Raw genomic sequence first — 16,369 nt, forward strand, 5'->3', positions numbered from 1 at the left:
CTCTCGTCAAAAATAGATGATCTGAGAGAGACTATCAACACCGGTGAGCAGGACGACCGGGTCCAAGCACTCAAAAGACGAAAAGAGCTCAAATCTCAATACGAAGAGGTCGACGCAGAACTCACTGACCTACGCCAGCATCGGGATCAAGAGTTTCCCGAGAAACACTGGAGATCCGACAGAGACATGCTGTCAACGTACGTGTGCTCCGCTTAACTGTGACTCATGTCGAGTACGAGCAGGGAGAAATAGTGTTTGAATTTTTTGAGGAGGAAATCACACGGAGTATGACTGTCGGGTACGGGAGCGGTATTGGAATAACAGATGAAGTAAAGTGTCCACCGTGTAACCAAGCCCTCACATAGAATAATCTCAAATCAATAAAAACAGAATTCAATGCGCCAAGTGCAATTCAAGTACCGATTGATAGGGGTGCTTGGTATACATTGTCATCTGAAACCAGCTTATTGTCTCTGACGATGAGAGTGAACCAATGTGTATATTAAATCACGATTTTGAATCAAATTCAAGCGTTGGGACTTCAGATTCGTTCCACATCTCATTCATTTGTATTCTAAGATCAACAGTACTATCATATGTTTTTAACATTATCTCTTTTTTAAGAAGGGATGATTTTGATTCTGTTTCGATATATATTTTCCCAAAAATTGTCTCTGTGTAGAATTTATACAATTCTGCTGCAATTGTATTGTAGAATTCGGCTATCGAATCATCTTTATTGGGATTTGGTAGTTGTTGAGAATCAATCTCTATATCTGGAGAATAGTCTTGATTAGTTGCGTCTGCTGATACGGAAGTTACTAGTCCATATCGAACCCGTTTATTAAGTACGTATTGAATAACTTTCCCACGTGAGAATGTGTCTTCTCCGTACATATCTAGTACTCTTTCCCAAATTTCCCAGATATACTTGCATCCATCCTCAAACTGTTTCTCTAAGTTGTTTGGCACTCTTCCCTTCTCAGTTAGTCTATATTTTTTCTTTTGACCTCGACGCCAATCGTCTGGTGTTTCAACAATACTTTCTTCTTCGTATTTTTCTAACCGACTTTTTAATGTGTTTCTAGAAATAATATCATTCACTTCTCGCAGTAGCTCATTAAAGCCGATCCCATCAGGATAATCATCTAAGGTCTCAAGAATTTGTTCTTGTTGCTTTTGTTCCAGTGTTCCATCACTGGCTAAGTTTTGATGTGGGAAAGGCCCCATATCTTCAGTCATTGGTATAGTAGTGGTATAGTGGTTCACTCCCCCATATTACTTATGCAATTGGTGCGATAGAATTGATGAGGAGGGCATCAAGAGCCGACAACCGATGAGTCGAGTGGAATTTGGAGAGAGCATACAGAGAAATAAGATCCAATTAAGAACAAAGATGGCAAAATATAGCGTAACATCTGACACGGGACTACAAGTTGACGAACATGGTCCTACAAATGAGAAACCGGAATACACTCTTGATGAGGTGGCGGCCTTCTTTGCTGGTCGAACACTGATCTACCAAGAGAAAAAACAGCTTCGAACAGCCACGTCCATCTCATCAACTCGTACACGTGAAATACGTCGTATGTTAGTTCGAAACAATCTATGACCAGTGACAGTGATAAGGAATTACATCATCCAGCTGGACTCATTAGTGATAATGAGTCTGAGTGCTTGTTTGATGGAGAAACCTCACAAAAGGCCCGTGATGAGCTACGTGAGCAAATCAGTAATCGACTCGGACAAACACTCCGTGATTTCGCGGTAGTGTACCCGACACTCCGAGAATGCGATATTGAATCTGTATTTGATCCAGACTCTCCCCGGAAAGTCACCGAAGTTCGAGCAGCCACACAGGATGCACTTGCGATGCTTGTCTATGGTATGTTGACTAACGGTGATATGCTTGAGATGCGACTCCAGGATGCGATTCAGAACGCGGCAATAAGCTACGGTGAACAAATTGATGTGGAACTGAGCCTCCGTCGTGGGCCGCTTCCAACCATTGAGCAGTTGATTGTACAAGCTGATGAGGAAGGAATCTCTGAGGGAACACTCACCTTATTGGAGTACTTTTTGTATGAAACAGATGTAAGCCAAGAAAAATTGATTGAGGCTGCAGAATGTTTATCCATTGACTTCTCAGAAGAGGATATAGTAAGTGCTAATCAGATGGGTCCGTGTGTCCGAAAACCACAGATGGCCTTTACTGACGTAACGATATCCGATGAAGAAATTGAAGACAGCACAGAAACTAATAAATAGTAGCTAAATGAAATTAAAAAATTCTGTAGGTCGAGATGAGTATATCTCTATAGATACTTCTACAATACTCTACCACGTCGCTTCTGCCACTAACTTACCCTCTATCCTTGAACAAGGAATTTTACCCGCAGATTCAACGCATCGAGACAATTTAGAAACAAAGTTGTCACATATTGCTGCAGATCATGGGATAGAATTTCCAGTTGTCAGACAAGATTGTGTGTTTTGTTACCCTTCAATAGACATTGCTCTCATGGGTATACACCCAGACACCGAGTGTGACAATAGCCTCATCTCACATAGCGGAATCGTTCTTGTTGATGCAGCAAGTACAGAAACCAATCTGTATATGGGTGAATTCCGGTATATTTCTGATGCAATAGATTTCCAATATATGGTGAGACCTGATGAGGCGATGATCTCCCAATCTTTTGAAGATGCTTTGGCTCGCTACGCTAAATCATTCACTGAAATAGAAAATATCTCACAAATAGAAAATATCTCAGAGCAGTTCCACACCCCAGAAGTGGTTATTGAAGGAGGGGTCAAACCAAGTGCAATCACTGAATGTATTTTCTGGAAACAACTCCATACTCAAGGGCTCCCACAACCAGTACGAGCAGGTGGTATTGAGGAAAAAGGTCTCAGTCGACGATCACGTATTGAGGAAAAATATAGAAATGGGAATTGTAGATAGATGACTAGACCTGACCCGAATAGCACTCAAGATCAGTTGCGTGTTCGGCCTGCTGAGAGTGAGGAAGACGTCTACTTTCTAGCTCAACAAGAGCATCATTACTTTGGACCTGCCAATGATTGGCCGGAAGAAATTCCACGCAATTACTTGCCAATTGTAGGGGGGAATATACCCGATAGCTCAGAAAATAAAACCCCACTAGATGCTTATGGTGTGATTGCTGAGCACTCACCCTCGAAAACCGACCAGACTGTTAGAATCGGAGGAGGTGTCGTATTACTCTATGATCGAAATGATGCTGCTGATACTTTACCCCCAGTCGGTGGTTTTCCTCATGCAATAGTCTGTGATGTGAATGCCTATCTATTATTCACTGTCGTTGACCCAGCATGGCAAGGACAAGGAATTGGTCGGAGAATCTTACAGGATCGGCTTCATTGGATCGACTCAACAAACGCAGAAATGGTCTTTACCTGTGGATGGGAGCGCGACTCTAATGGAAGCAGTCGACCGCTTCTTAGCGATGCTGGATTCACCGAAAAACGGACAATCGAAGGTTTCTATTCCGATCATAGCCGACGCTCATGTCCAGATTGCGGTGCTTGGCCAACCAACGATAAAATGTGTCAATGTCGTACAACAGTATGGATGAAATATCTATAATCAAGAGCCACAGATTTGTTTACTATATCCACTTAGCCGGGTTATGTCTTTACTCGATTAGATCCCTCAGAGAATGGCGTCTATAACGACTATATCGAGTCGAAGTGAGTGATTTCTAATCGCCTTCGCTCAAATATCCGCTTACGATTATTCATACAGTCGACCTTTTTGCCCATATATTGATCACTGGTGGATCGTTGATGAATTAATTGTTTATAGTCAGGGGGATGATCTCTTGATAATGAGTGCAGCCGTAGATACAATCGAAATTCAAAATGTAGTTGCATCGACTGGCATCGATCATGAACTGGATCTTGAAACCCTCGATGAAGACCTGGTAGGCGCGGACTTCAACCCAGACAACTTTCCAGGACTCGTGTACAGAACACAGGACCCCAAGGCAGCGGCACTCATTTTCCGGTCTGGAAAAGTCGTCTGCACCGGCGCATCAAGTGTTGATGATGTCCATGAGGCGATCAATATCGTGTTCGGAAAACTCCGGGATCTTGGAATACCAATCGATGATTCTCCAGAGATTACTGTCCAGAATATCGTCTCAAGTGCTGACCTTGGTGAAGCTATGAATCTCAATGCTATTGCAATCGGTCTTGGGCTTGAGGACGTTGAGTATGAACCCGAACAGTTCCCGGGACTGGTCTACCGGATGGATAATCCGGAAGTGGTAGTTTTGCTCTTCGGCAGTGGGAAAATCGTGATCACAGGCGGGCAACAACCAGAGGATGCCAGTGTTGCAGTGGAGAATATGATTGAGGAACTTGAGGGTCTGGGGCTATTTAGTAGCTGATGTATCATCCAACACACCCCTGATTCGATCATAGTGGGTCCTCAACGATGAAGTGCTATACATAACCGATAGACGGTGTGTAGTGGGTATCTACCAAATCATGACTGAAGACCCACAGATTCACTCCTCGTCGACATCAAGCTCAAACTGTCTATTTTCTTTCTCTGCGTTGAGTACAACGCTGGTGTTGGATTCTCGAATATCAACGTCGGCCAGCAGTTCTTTGATTTGTGCGTTCATTCCATCTGTGTCACCGAATTTCCCGAGTGCAATGATGTCGTAATCACCGGTGACCTCGTAGACACTCACGATCTGGTCTTGGTCTTTAAGCCGGTCGACAATTTCTGTGAGTGCGGCTCCTTCGACCTTCAGCTGCATGATTGCAGTAACGCCGTAGCCTAATTCGCCGTAGTCAATGATCGGCGTATAGCCTTCGATGACGCCTTTAGCTTCGAGATCGTTGATGTGATTTGAGACAGTAGTTACCGACACGTCAAGCTCTTCTCCGAGACTCCGCAGGCTGGCCCGACCGTCGCCGAGTAGTGCGTTGATTAACTGACTGTCTAAATTATCGTACGTCATAGTAATATACTCTCGGTTAAGGGCACTATAACTTAACGAACATTTCATTAGACTTGATCTCAGCTGTCTGCAATGAAATCAGTCTTCTATCCACCTAGTTGCTCATGTTCAAATCGGGACTGCTGATATGAATTAACCAACACAGGCTGTACAATCCTACATTTGGTCTTTCCGCTTGTAATGCAACAGTCGACTCTTCCTCTGAGTCTCTACGAATGGGTGTTGATCAAGCTGAGGATGCCTCTCGCATTGCGTCCCGGAAAGACCAAATTTTGTTGGTTAATATCATATTCTCGCCTACCGGAACGATTCGTAATTCACCACCGATCTACTGGTTGAACCACAGCAAGGACAAGTACCTTGCCGCCTGTAGATTGATTCAATGCAGGTCTCGTTCGATGATGGAACGCTTCTGCTCGAAGATGCTCCTGATACGGTCCCCTACGCTGAATGGGACGACCGTGTCGATGAGTATCGGGCACGAGCACAGCAGTACCGTGACATCCGGGAGTGGGCCAATGGAACTGACGGACAAGTCACTCTCTCCGAATCCGCAGCAACTGTCGAATCTTTCACCGACGATGCTCGCAGCTATTCTGAGTTCCATTTCAGACCATCTGTAGCCATTGAGCCACGTGATTATCAGCAAGAGGCCCTCGCTGCGTGGCGAGACAATGGGCGTCGCGGCAGTGTTGTGCTCCCAACCGGGAGCGGGAAGACGTTTCTCGCCGTCCAGGCCATCGCTGATGCTGGTGTCAGCACACTCGTTGTCGTCCCAACAATCGATCTGATGAACCAGTGGCACGCAACGCTGACCAATGCGTTCGGTGACCAGCTCCCAGATGGGGTTGGCGTTCTCGGTGGGGGAAGCCACGATGTGAGCAACCTTACGGTGACGACCTATGACTCTGCGTATCGGTACATCAACGAGTATGGAGATCAGTTCGGCTTGCTTGTCGTCGACGAAGTCCATCACCTCCCGGCTCCGACCTACCAGCAGATCCCTGAGATGACGATTGCGCCGTATCGACTCGGATTAACTGCCACCTACGAGCGTGCTGATGGAGAACACGATGTCCTGGAGGACCTTCTGGGGGAAGTAGTCTACAGAGAGGAAGTCGACAAGCTGGCAGGCGAGTACCTCAGCGAGTACGAAACGCTTCATCTCCAGGTTGAACTCACAGCTGACGAACGAGAGCGGTACGACGAGGAGTACCAGATCTACCGCGAGTATGTCGACAGTCACGACTTCGATCTGTGGAAAGAAAACGGCTACCAGGAGTTTCTCAAACGCACGTCGTACGATCCTGAAGGACGTCGAGCTCTAATTGCGAAGCAACGAGCCGAGAAGATTGCCCGCACTGCGGAGAAGAAACTCGACACACTCGATAATCTCCTGAAACGCCACTACGAGGACCGAACGATCATTTTCACCGCGAACAACGACTTCGCCTACGAAATCTCCCAGGAGTTCGTTGTTCCCTGCATCACACACCAGACCGAGACTGACGAACGGACAGAGATCTTGGAGCGGTTCCGTACAGGACAGTACTCAATGTTAGCGACATCCCAGGTGCTCGATGAGGGGATCGATGTTCCAGCAGCGAATGTCGGGATTATTCTTTCGGGGAGTTCATCCAAGCGGCAGTATGCACAGCGGTTAGGACGAATCCTCCGTCCAACCGATGAGAACCAACCAGCCCGCCTCTACGAGATCATCTCCGAGGACACGATGGAAACCTATGTCTCTCAACACCGTCGACAGGGGGTGAACTGACGTGCTGACAGCTGATCTAGCCCGCTCTCGACGTTCTGACGGTCAGATTCGACCGTCATTCATTGATCCAGACGAGCAACGATACCGGGAGACAGCCGCAGAACTGATTGGCATCTTTGAAGAGCATCTTGGCGAGCCGAAAGGCGAGTTAGAGGACACAATTGATGAGTTGACTGTCTCGGACACGGACTACAAAATTGTCCAGGGACTGGCGAAGCTACTCACAGACGAGTGTGAATTCGAGGTGATTGCTCCCGTAGAGCCACGAGAGATACGGCAGGAACTCTTCGAGGTAGCAAATGGGAACCAACCGATAGTCCGCCAACCAACGTTAGGAGATGATACTAACTCGCTGTGGGTCTACAGCACAGTTGCTGATCGACTTGGGATTTCACTCGAAGACTGCTATCGGGGGATGTACGCCGACTTGGAGGAAAACAAACGGCTTGTTCGGTTTGGTGATCTCGTTTTCGATGATCACCACCAAACCGACGATTCGTCGACAACCACGCGACTCACCGGTGACAGCGAAGAATCCTATGCGGACGATACGATCAGCGTTGAGTGGCTGTTGACTCGCTATAATCTCGCGTTGGCACAAGCTGTGCTGTATGATGCGACTGAGATGCGGGTACGGGTCTGGGATTCATTTGCGACAGTGTTCAGCTACGTCAAGTTGTTCGGCCTGATGCATCGTATCTATCCAATCGACAACACTGGAGCACGTGTTGGGAGTACAGACCTTGCCGATGGCTACGAAGCGCGCCTGGATGGCGCCGCATCGCTGTTTTCGAAGTCACGAAAATACGGCATTCGAATGGCGAATTTTCTGCCTGCTCTCCCGCTGTGTGATCGGTGGGAAATGGAAGCAGACGTACTCACAGATGAGGGAAAATCATCTAATTCGACGCTTTCGTTTGAACTTGACCATACCGAAGGGTTGTCGTCGCATTACTCGGCCCAAAGTGATTTTGACAGTGATGTTGAACGAACGCTCGCAAAGAAGTGGGACCGAGCTACGACCGATTGGGAACTCCGACGTGAGGATGATGTCCTGGATTTGGGCGCAGAAGTGATGCTGCCCGACTTTGCGATTGAACATCCTGATGGTCAACGAGCGATGTTCGAGATCGTCGGCTTTTGGACGCCGGAGTATCTCGAAGAGAAACTGGCGAAGATACGGGCTGCCGACCGCGACAATCTCATTGTTGCCGTTTCAGAGCGACTCGATTGTTCGGCAGAGGATTTTGAGGGGATAGACAACCGTGTTCTCTGGTTCAAATCCGGTATTCACGTCTATGATGTTGTAGAGTTAGCTGAAGAATACGCTGTAGAGGCCTCTTAGTATCAGTAGTTCGGCTGAGAGCGATCAATATCACACAGACTCGATAGACCATAATAAGGTTAGATTGTTTTCTTAGATTCGAAGATGTATTTCTAAGATTTGTGTCTAAGATAAGTGTCTTAGACAGGTGTCTTAGATAAGTGTCTGACAAAACTTCATTAGCAATCACGTGTAGAGTAGTAATATGCTGGCATACACAGTCTACTCAGAAGCAGGAGGGGTAGGCAAAACATCGCTTGCTTCAAATCTGGCAGTAGCACACGCTCGGGCAGGGCTCAATGTCTTAGTCGTTCCTCTCGATCCACAAGATGGTAATCTCAGCCGACTATTTGGGGTCGACGAAGATCGAACAAACAGCAAGGCCGATAGCCTTGTTCGACACTTGGTCAAGAGTCCCGGAGGTCCATTTGATGATCTCATCCAAAGCGTCGAAGGGATCGATATTATTCCCGAACACAATACTCTCGCAGATCTCTCAGACCATCTCAATCGAGAACAACAAAAGGCTACAGATCTGGGCGATAGCTACAACATCTACGCACAGTTGCGTCGTGTCCTCGATGAGGCCGATGTTCCAGACAGATATGATGTCCTAATATGTGACCCACCTGCGACTGAGTCAGATCATCTGTACAACGCAATCTATGCGACGCGAAACCTCCTAATTCCGGTCGAGCCATCATGGAAGGGACAGGCGTCAATTGATGGGTTGGAACAGATGGCGACCAACTTTGCAGATGAACTTAACATTGATGTTGGTGTGCTTGGAGCTGTACCACTGGGCTACAAAGACACGATTGACCAGCGAGAGATGATTGAGAACGTACCGTTTTCCATCCCAGAAGTAATTGGAGAACGTGCAGCCCTAATGGAGGGCTGCTGGAAACAGCAGTGTTCTGCCTTCCGCTATGTTCGTGATCACCGAGCTCAACGACGTGACTACGAAATAGACACATTAGCTCAATTCGATAAGATTGCTCGACACCTCGAAGAATCAGCTGGTATTGAAGCTTCAAATCCACCTAAGCCAGGCGAGATCAACGAGGCAGAGGTAAAACAATGACTGGGTTCAAAGACGGTGCTGTAGGTTGGGACGATGATGACGAGGAGGAATCTAAGGATACTCACACTACGGATAGTATTGAGAATGAACCCGTGACCGAAACAAAAGATCAAACAACAAACGTCTCTGCAGGTTCATCACAGCCTCGTCTGCCATGGATTCACGGCCGCAACAGTATCACCGATGGCCGTCAAAAGACAGTTCAGCTTCACCTCCAAGAATCGACTATCGACCGAGAAAGAGAGGGAATGTCAGAGGTTCAACGGATCCTCGACGAAAATATAAAAAAAGCGGACCTGCGGGAGGCAGCACTTCTTATAGGACTGAGCCATCTCGGCGAGGTCTCAGATCAACTTAGGGAGTGGGGATACGATTATGAATAGTATAGCAACATAGAATATACGGCCGAGAAAAACCTGTGAGGACAACACGGAAGTTGGAACGCGACGTGTATGGATAGGCATTGGTCTTGCGTCGATAGTGAGAAGGATGTAGTGCCAACCAGTTTGACCGTCATTCAGGCATCCTCCGCAAACAGTCATGTGCCCACGTTGGGTACACAACGTGGTCGTATCCACTATGGTTATACGTATAGAGCAAGTACCGTTAGTTATGAGCCGAGAACGAACTGATTCCGGGCAGTACGCTGAAACGGTCACAATCGACCGAGTACGGCAGGTTTTCAGTACCGTCGCTGGCCCAGCTGTGACCAGTGCTGATATTGCATCAGAACTCGGCGTGACGGCAGAAGCTGCTCGCCGGAAACTGAATGAGTTTCATGGTCGGGGGATGCTCGGTAAACGGAAGACAGCTGGACGGAATATCTACTGGCTTCAGCCGGCGGGCGATGTCACAGATATCAATCCAGAAGATCCCGTCTGGGGAACAGAGCCAATAGCCGGTGATGAGACAGTGAGTGAAGCCGATATCGACGACGTGCTGTATGGCGAAATCAATGGGTAGTGCTGTCCAGAGATCTCCAGCTATCGTGGATACGGGGATGTTCTTCGCGTATTATTACGAGCCTGCGGAGCAGCACGCGCGTGCACGTGAAACACTTGATAGCATTGTAGATGGAGATCTTCCGTTTGGTCCACTGTTCACTACGCAGGCGGTGCTTTCGGAACTCGCAACGTTACTACTCCGGAAGAGTACTCACAACGAAGCGGTTCGGGCGGTCACTGAAATCCGTAACAGCGAGAGCTTCAACCATCTCGTGGTTGATCGAATTACCTTTGATACGGCATTGGAGCAATTCGAGCAGTACGACGATCAAACAATCTCGTTCGTCGATCACACGACAGCTGTGCTAGCTACAGAGCGCGATATTGACCACGTATTGGGGTTCGATAAAGACTTCCAGACGCTGGGTTTCACACGTGTACCAGTCGACACTGGGTTGAACGTCTAACACACATCACTGCAGTGCAGTTCGCATCGATTCGATTATGTTCTGTTCAGTTGGAGCAGCGAGATAGGGTTCAATAGCATCGTAGGAACTCCAGCCTCCAAGAGCCATGACGATCCGCGGGCTGACGTTCTCTTCGACAAGGAGGTGATTGGCCCAGCATCGGCGGAGGTCGTGCGTTGAGACACGTCGATAATCATCGTCTCCAGTTTCTTCGGCTGCTTTCTCGGCTGTTTTCTCAACCCAATACTGGACGGTTCGTTTGGATTTTGGAACCAGGCGTTCCTCGTCGTTGATCCCAGTCTGCTGTATGTAGCGATTGATCGTTGCCTCAACGTCACGTGGAAGCCATGTCTCGCGGTACTTACCCCCGGTATACTCACCGGTGGTGTCCTTTCCACCGACGACCTTCAGCTCAAAGTGCTTGCCATCGCTCATTCTGGAGACGTGTTTGGGCTTGACGTCGAGTACTTCCTGCACACGGAGCCCGCAATCACCCATCAGCCGGATAGCCACTTCCTGTTCGAACGTCTCTGCTTCCCGAGGTAGCACTTCGTATTCGCTCCGTGAGAGCCAGACGTTCCAAGAGCTATCTTTGTTCCGTTCTGTTCGCATTGCGTGTTACTCATGAGTATCATGCACTTAGCGATAGTGATTTCGGCCTTCGATAGGGGCTATTCCCAGTATAGGGCGAAATTTTTGCACGTTACTGTACAAACGTGCAATATAGTTGTCCTCCACGATTCGAAAAGACCGTGAGCAAGCCAGCGATTTTGTTATCCATCTAGTAAGTATGCCAGTGAAACACATAGAGGATATCTCAGAGTAGTTCTGTCAGTTAACTCGAAGCAAGTCTAAAGTACGTGAACTTCGGACTAATAGGTATGGACGATCAACCCGACACGCCACCTCGCCCAGATGGGGGCACTTCGGCCCTCCATACGCCACCGAGAGACATCTTGAACCAGGAGACGCTCAAGCCGGAGCTCCTTGCCGAGAATGCACCGGGCCTCGAAACACTCGTGAAGCTCCTCAACCAACCGGCTCTCGCTCGCGTCTACGTCTACGTTTGTTACTGGGGACCAGTTTCGCCACCAGAGGTTATGGACGATCTTGATCTCTCGAAATCGACAGCCTACGATTACGTCGACCGGTTAGTCGATTTAGGCCTCGTCGAGCGTGACGATTCGACTCGTCCACAACAGCTCACTGCAGAGCCTGTTATTCTCGTTGAGCCGTACACCCCGATCATCATTACGCCGACGGTCCTCCACGCATTTGCTCTTCAGGAAGTCGATGAGGACGTCGAATACTTTCTTGATCGATATGGTATCGGTAAGCTCGTGGCGGCACTCCGTGGTGCTGGCCTCCACCACGCGGGAAACATGACTCAGCGGATGGTTGCCAGTGAGATCGACGTTCGAGATACCGAGGCGATGATGATCATCTACGCACTCGTGCCCGCCCTCGCCGTTGGTCGGGAACAGGACCCGTATTTCGAGTATCTATTCCCAGACGTCCACAACCAGATGGATCTCCCTGATCTCGACGAGCAGGAAACATCGCCAGCACAGCCAGATGATGTCGAGTGAGGTCGCTAGATGAGTCAAGAGTCACCACTATCCGGGGGGAAGGAGGTCATTGTCGACGCGAATATCTTTATCGCGATAGGTGACCCGTCGAACACCAAATTCGTACAGTTTCGCTCTGCCGTACAGACCGCTGGCGTCGTACTGAAACTCCCTCGGCGGGTCATCGGTGAGGTTGGTGGACGAGACACTTACCGTGTTCAGACAGCACTCGACGAAGGATGGGCCGAGATCATCGATGCGCCAGACCCAACCGATGGAGATGCTGTTGCAGCGAGCGACATCGCCAGACGGACAATCGCGAACATGACTGACAAACCCGAACACGAAGTCGAAAAGACAGACACGATTCTTGCAGGGCTCGCGATCCAGTACGTCAGAGACCGCTCAACTTCGGGTGTGATCGTTCTCACCGATGACAAGCCAGCCAAAGAGGGCATCCAGAATGCCGTCACTGCACAGGGGTATACAGGGACAATTGAGGTATACGGTCTAGCCGATATCATTGGAGACGAACCTGGTGGCTCAATGCGACTGATTTGATCGCTTGTCGGCAGAGCTCCTCTTAGAACTGTAGACCGTTCCGTAGAATGGAGCAGCTGCAAGATAACTCAACGACCACCACTTGAGCTGAACAGCAAAACACGTCTGTTACGGGTTAGGAGGGACGGTCGTTTAACCGGCCTTGCCGGGTCTCACCCGATGCATCACCCAACATCAATAACCCGACCTACTCTACCGGAACACAACATGAGCTTACCGAACAACCCTTTAGACCCGCTATTCCTATGCGTCACACCGATCAAACTACCGGGCGGCGGTCACGCAACAGGCACACTGTTCCGATACGAGCAGGAAGGCGAGGAGACAGACTACCTAGTCACGAACCGGCACGTCTTCGTTGAGGAGAACGATGACGGCGAAGAAGAATTCGTAGCCGAGGAAGCCCGGATTTATCTGCGAGACAACGCGGACACACCGATGCTCCGTATCAGCCGCCCGCTGGACTTAGTGAAGGATGGCGAGCGGCAATGGATGGAGCACTCCGCTGAACCGCAACCCGACCTGGCAGTGCTCGAACTGTACGACAACTTGGATGATTACATCAATCAACCGATCGGCCCGCCGAACTTTCTCCCCGATGAACGACCGATAACAGCAGGTGAGGAAGCGATGATTGTCGGGTACCCAGTGATCGAACCGAATGACTATATGCCGATAATCCGGAGTGCCCTGATATCCAGTCATTACGGCGGCGGGTTTATGGGGAATCTCGCGTTCGCAACAGACGCGAATACGCACTCCGGGATGAGCGGAAGCCCGATCTTCACAACACCGTCGATAATCGATCAGATGGATGGCGGGCCTGTCGTGTATAAGCAGCCGCAGCGGTACTTCCTCGGAATTCACTCATCGACTCTGCAATCGCCCACGCATTCGATAGAGGAAGGCCCGCTGAATGTTAATTTCGCGTTCTACCCGGAGCAGATCATTGAGATTATCGAAAACAGTGAAGAGTGAACGCGTCCTCAGCCTCACAGTCAGACCTTCTCGTACCAGTTTCACACGATTCCGAGCGCGTTCTGGCCGCGCCGCTCAACCAACGATAGGAGCAGTACGATCGTTACGAATCACGACCCGATACCGGCCCGGTACCGGTACTGTCGGATCAGCCACGTCCCGAAGATACCCATCAAGACAGCGAAAAGCAGGGTACGGGAGTATCGAGGACGTCGTCGTAAATCCGTGCGAGACGGAAATTCATCACGCTGTATCGACCAATTTGACAACCGCGATTTGAGCAGGCCGTCATGCAAGACTCGCGTGTTGTATTCAGCACGTAGCTGGTGTCAATATTACTGATCTGATTGTTTCACTGGATTCGGTAAGAGCCTTGATTGCTTGTATATCGGACGATACGAAATGGTATCGACCGGTGTGTTCGTAGAGGATTGATCTACATTGATTGAGAACAGACTACATCAAAACTCGACCGATTACCGGTATCGCTCGGGCGGGTAGAAGATGACCTGTACTGCCGAGATTGTACTAGGACTTCTCAAGGATGCTGACTTCGAGGCCCCACTGGGCGGCAAACTCGAAGAGGTCAAACCACTGGTTGTACGGCGGCTCGGCGGCATCGAGCCGTTCGATGTTACCCCGATAGACGTGCATCGAGTAGACGGAAGGTTCGCCGTCATCGAGCCAGAGTGTTGCGTGGTCGTTGGCTGGTGGCTTGTGAGGCGGGCCTGTCGGGTCGTCATCGGCTTTGAGCGGGCTGTGGGGGACTCGTCATCACCTGTGATGGGCCATCGAATACAGGTTGTCTCGGCTGGCTCATCGAGGTCGAACGCCTCGACGAACTGATCGCGCTGATACTCCCCCATGATCGCGGCGAGTGCCCGCCAGATGTCGTTCCATTTGGGATCGTCTGGGTCGTGATCGAGGTAGTCATGGATAGCCTCACGTAGCTGCTCGTATTCTGGCCACGACGGTATCGGCTCGTTCGGACCTGGGGTTGGCAGGTCGTCAGTCATAGATGCCGAACTTGTAAATGGCGTCGAGGTACTGTTCACGAACCTGATCGCCCCAGTCGTGCGTGTAGACTTCCATGATGTCGTCTTCAACGTCGCCCCGGATGTATTTCACCAGTGACGGTGCTATCGAGTCGTCGTGATGGCCTCGTCCCGGTTTCATATTGGTCGTGAAGAAGTGACGGAACCAGTGGGGGGTGAACTCTCCTGTATCTCCGTCGTCGAGGAGGCCAGTTTCTTCAGCCCAGTAGTTCGTCAACTTATCATTCGGATTCATTTTCCCAATTCGAGTTGGTTTTCCGGCGGGCTTTACCCACAGGGGATGTGGGTAACTCGTCTCTGGTCGGACAGCAAGCCAGTCGAGTAGTGCTTTCTTCAGTTCTTCGTCGATTGGGATTTTCGTGCCACGTTTCCGTTTGTTACCGAGCTTTCGTTTCTCACCTTGGAATGTCTCATATCCTGTCGGTTCGCTCGGAATGTAGAGCGTATCTGGGTGATCGGCAACCTCGTCAACGAGCGTCACGTCGTGCTGATCGAGAATGGTGTCGTAGATTTTGTGGTCGAGATGCAGGAATGGGAGGTCGATATTGTAGTTCTCTCCTAGTCGCATACCTGTCTTCGCAAACATGACGCCCATCGCCCGCTGCTGAAGGTTTGGAATGGCTCGCAGATACTTTCCAATTTCATCAACTGTTAGGTCGCTTTTATTGGGGTCGTCATGGTCGAACTCTGTCTCGTCCAAGACGTAGGCGACTGGATTCGATTCAATCACGTCACGTTCCAGTAACTCCATCAAAAACGACTGGACTATTCGCAAATTTCCTTCGACAGTTCGAGACCCCAACCCAGCGTCTTCGAGCTGTTGCTTGAACGCTCGTGCATCGGCAATGGTCATCTCATCGCGCCAGATACGGACGACGTTTCCTTCGTCGTCTTCTTCTCTAACGAACTCATCCCATGCCTCCCACTTTACTGACGGTTCGCCAAGTTCTTTTAAACACTCCCAATCGTATCTTTCGGGATTTCCGACGAGGATACGGGCGATGTCGCCAAATCGCGTGTCTGTCACGTCATCGACGTTCTGCTTGTGTTCGAGGTACTTTTTTAACGGTTCGCTGTACCACTCCTCCTCAAAATTGAGGTTACCGTATTTACTCATTGGTGGGGATCTTGAGATATCCGCCCTTTGAGCGGCGATACTTTGCTTTTTGTTCGTCGCAGAGTTCGTCTGCGAGTGTGGCGAGATCGTCTTCGAGAAGGTCAACGAGATCATCTACATCCTGTGCATCGTCAGTAGAGAGATTCGCGTGTATCCAAGCTTTGAGTTGGGTTTCAATTTCGGACCCTGTACTCTCGTCTAGTTTGAGTGTGTTTGGAGTCGCTGGTGTTTCGTTCGGCGCATAGTCGTGACCGAATTGTCGACGCCCTCCACGGATCATGCGTTTGGCATATTCGCTCCGCGATAGATTCCGTTCATCAGCCTCTTTCAGCCACTCGTCAGGTACGTCGCTTATCTGTATGAATGCCATACGTAATTATGAACTCAATACATAAACAAGTAAGTTTTTCTGATTTAAAGAATTACAAAGAGTGTAACACCACTAAACATAATTATTATTACTATTTTTGTCTGATAAG

At 49.3% G+C, this 16,369-nt stretch carries 19 protein-coding genes; 13 read left to right on the forward strand and 6 right to left on the reverse strand.

The genetic code is table 11. The features are described 5' to 3' along the window. Positions 1 to 507 precede the first annotated feature (507 nt). A complete protein-coding gene (locus HALTADL_RS07290; RefSeq protein WP_089673067.1) occupies positions 508 to 1,242 on the reverse strand; it encodes a winged helix-turn-helix domain-containing protein in 735 nt (244 codons plus the stop codon). Positions 1,243 to 1,608: 366 nt separating this feature from the next. Here HALTADL_RS07290 and HALTADL_RS07295 point away from each other — a divergent pair, with 366 nt between their 5' ends. The 4 genes from HALTADL_RS07295 to HALTADL_RS07305 all read left to right on the forward strand — a co-directional run bounded on the left by HALTADL_RS07295 (position 1,609) and on the right by HALTADL_RS07305 (position 4,433). Beyond that, positions 1,609 to 2,268 carry a hypothetical protein gene (locus HALTADL_RS07295; protein WP_089673066.1) on the forward strand — a complete coding sequence of 220 codons (660 nt, stop codon included), beginning with the start codon at positions 1,609 to 1,611 and terminating at the stop codon, positions 2,266 to 2,268. A gap of 7 nt (positions 2,269 to 2,275) precedes the next feature. After that, positions 2,276 to 2,965 carry a hypothetical protein gene (locus HALTADL_RS17275; protein WP_143054160.1) on the forward strand — a complete coding sequence of 230 codons (690 nt, stop codon included), beginning with the start codon at positions 2,276 to 2,278 and terminating at the stop codon, positions 2,963 to 2,965. Then, positions 2,966 to 3,628 carry a GNAT family N-acetyltransferase gene (locus HALTADL_RS07300; RefSeq protein WP_089673065.1) on the forward strand — a complete coding sequence of 221 codons (663 nt, stop codon included), beginning with the start codon at positions 2,966 to 2,968 and terminating at the stop codon, positions 3,626 to 3,628. It begins immediately after the preceding gene. Positions 3,629 to 3,869: 241 nt separating this feature from the next. Further along, on the forward strand, positions 3,870 to 4,433 hold the full coding sequence (locus HALTADL_RS07305; RefSeq protein ID WP_088901852.1) for a TATA-box-binding protein: 564 nt from the start codon (positions 3,870 to 3,872) through the stop codon (positions 4,431 to 4,433). Between the two features lie 120 nt (positions 4,434 to 4,553). Here the strand turns inward: HALTADL_RS07305 and lrp are convergent, their stop codons facing one another. After that, entirely contained in the window at positions 4,554 to 5,015 is a 462-nt protein-coding gene (gene lrp / locus HALTADL_RS07310; RefSeq protein WP_089673064.1) for an HTH-type transcriptional regulator Lrp, read from the reverse strand. A gap of 382 nt (positions 5,016 to 5,397) precedes the next feature. Here lrp and HALTADL_RS07315 point away from each other — a divergent pair, with 382 nt between their 5' ends. The 6 genes from HALTADL_RS07315 (at position 5,398) to HALTADL_RS07340 (ending at position 10,611) form a co-directional block, all read left to right on the forward strand. Beyond that, positions 5,398 to 6,792: a DEAD/DEAH box helicase family protein gene (locus HALTADL_RS07315; protein WP_088901854.1), complete on the forward strand. Its 1,395-nt coding sequence runs from the start codon at positions 5,398 to 5,400 to the stop codon at positions 6,790 to 6,792. Between the two features lies 1 nt (position 6,793). Beyond that, a complete protein-coding gene (locus tag HALTADL_RS07320) occupies positions 6,794 to 8,137 on the forward strand; it encodes a DUF790 family protein (protein WP_089673063.1) in 1,344 nt (447 codons plus the stop codon). Positions 8,138 to 8,321: 184 nt separating this feature from the next. Beyond that, positions 8,322 to 9,200, forward strand: a complete 879-nt coding sequence (locus HALTADL_RS07325; protein WP_089673062.1) for a ParA family protein — start codon at positions 8,322 to 8,324, stop codon at positions 9,198 to 9,200. Further along, the gene (locus HALTADL_RS07330; RefSeq protein WP_089673061.1) at positions 9,197 to 9,583 is read left to right on the forward strand and encodes a hypothetical protein; all 387 of its coding nucleotides are present in this window, start codon (positions 9,197 to 9,199) and stop codon (positions 9,581 to 9,583) included. The genes HALTADL_RS07325 and HALTADL_RS07330 overlap by 4 nt, the downstream gene beginning before the upstream one ends. A 229-nt stretch (positions 9,584 to 9,812) precedes the next feature. Continuing rightward, the gene (locus HALTADL_RS07335) at positions 9,813 to 10,163 is read left to right on the forward strand and encodes a hypothetical protein (RefSeq protein WP_177171940.1); all 351 of its coding nucleotides are present in this window, start codon (positions 9,813 to 9,815) and stop codon (positions 10,161 to 10,163) included. After that, entirely contained in the window at positions 10,144 to 10,611 is a 468-nt protein-coding gene (locus HALTADL_RS07340) for a type II toxin-antitoxin system VapC family toxin (RefSeq protein WP_218143681.1), read from the forward strand. The genes HALTADL_RS07335 and HALTADL_RS07340 overlap by 20 nt, the downstream gene beginning before the upstream one ends. Before the next feature lie 6 nt (positions 10,612 to 10,617). Here HALTADL_RS07340 and HALTADL_RS07345 read toward each other — a convergent pair whose 3' ends face one another. Then, the gene (locus HALTADL_RS07345; protein WP_089673059.1) at positions 10,618 to 11,223 is read right to left on the reverse strand and encodes a site-specific integrase; all 606 of its coding nucleotides are present in this window, start codon (positions 11,221 to 11,223) and stop codon (positions 10,618 to 10,620) included. A gap of 269 nt (positions 11,224 to 11,492) precedes the next feature. Between HALTADL_RS07345 and HALTADL_RS07350 the strand changes: the two genes are divergently transcribed. The 3 genes from HALTADL_RS07350 to HALTADL_RS07360 all read left to right on the forward strand — a co-directional run bounded on the left by HALTADL_RS07350 (position 11,493) and on the right by HALTADL_RS07360 (position 13,718). Beyond that, a complete protein-coding gene (locus HALTADL_RS07350) occupies positions 11,493 to 12,200 on the forward strand; it encodes a DUF7437 domain-containing protein (protein ID WP_089673058.1) in 708 nt (235 codons plus the stop codon). 9 nt (positions 12,201 to 12,209) lie between these two features. Next, entirely contained in the window at positions 12,210 to 12,740 is a 531-nt protein-coding gene (locus tag HALTADL_RS07355) for a hypothetical protein (RefSeq protein WP_089673057.1), read from the forward strand. A gap of 207 nt (positions 12,741 to 12,947) precedes the next feature. Then, positions 12,948 to 13,718, forward strand: a complete 771-nt coding sequence (locus HALTADL_RS07360) for a S1 family peptidase (protein WP_162551689.1) — start codon at positions 12,948 to 12,950, stop codon at positions 13,716 to 13,718. Between the two features lie 528 nt (positions 13,719 to 14,246). On the opposite strand, the gene HALTADL_RS17695 is transcribed toward HALTADL_RS07360, so the two are convergent. The 3 genes from HALTADL_RS17695 to HALTADL_RS18015 all read right to left on the reverse strand — a co-directional run bounded on the left by HALTADL_RS17695 (position 14,247) and on the right by HALTADL_RS18015 (position 16,260). Continuing rightward, positions 14,247 to 14,372 (reverse strand): hypothetical protein, encoded by a 126-nt coding sequence (locus HALTADL_RS17695; protein ID WP_265472943.1) that lies wholly within the window; start codon positions 14,370 to 14,372, stop codon positions 14,247 to 14,249. A 354-nt stretch (positions 14,373 to 14,726) separates the two neighbouring features. Continuing rightward, a complete protein-coding gene (locus HALTADL_RS07370) occupies positions 14,727 to 15,890 on the reverse strand; it encodes a site-specific integrase (protein WP_089673055.1) in 1,164 nt (387 codons plus the stop codon). After that, a complete protein-coding gene (locus HALTADL_RS18015) occupies positions 15,883 to 16,260 on the reverse strand; it encodes a DUF5805 domain-containing protein (protein WP_143054159.1) in 378 nt (125 codons plus the stop codon). The genes HALTADL_RS07370 and HALTADL_RS18015 overlap by 8 nt, the downstream gene beginning before the upstream one ends. Positions 16,261 to 16,369 lie beyond the last annotated feature (109 nt).

This window comes from Halohasta litchfieldiae (assembly GCF_002788215.1).
Taxonomy (GTDB): domain Archaea; phylum Halobacteriota; class Halobacteria; order Halobacteriales; family Haloferacaceae; genus Halohasta; species Halohasta litchfieldiae.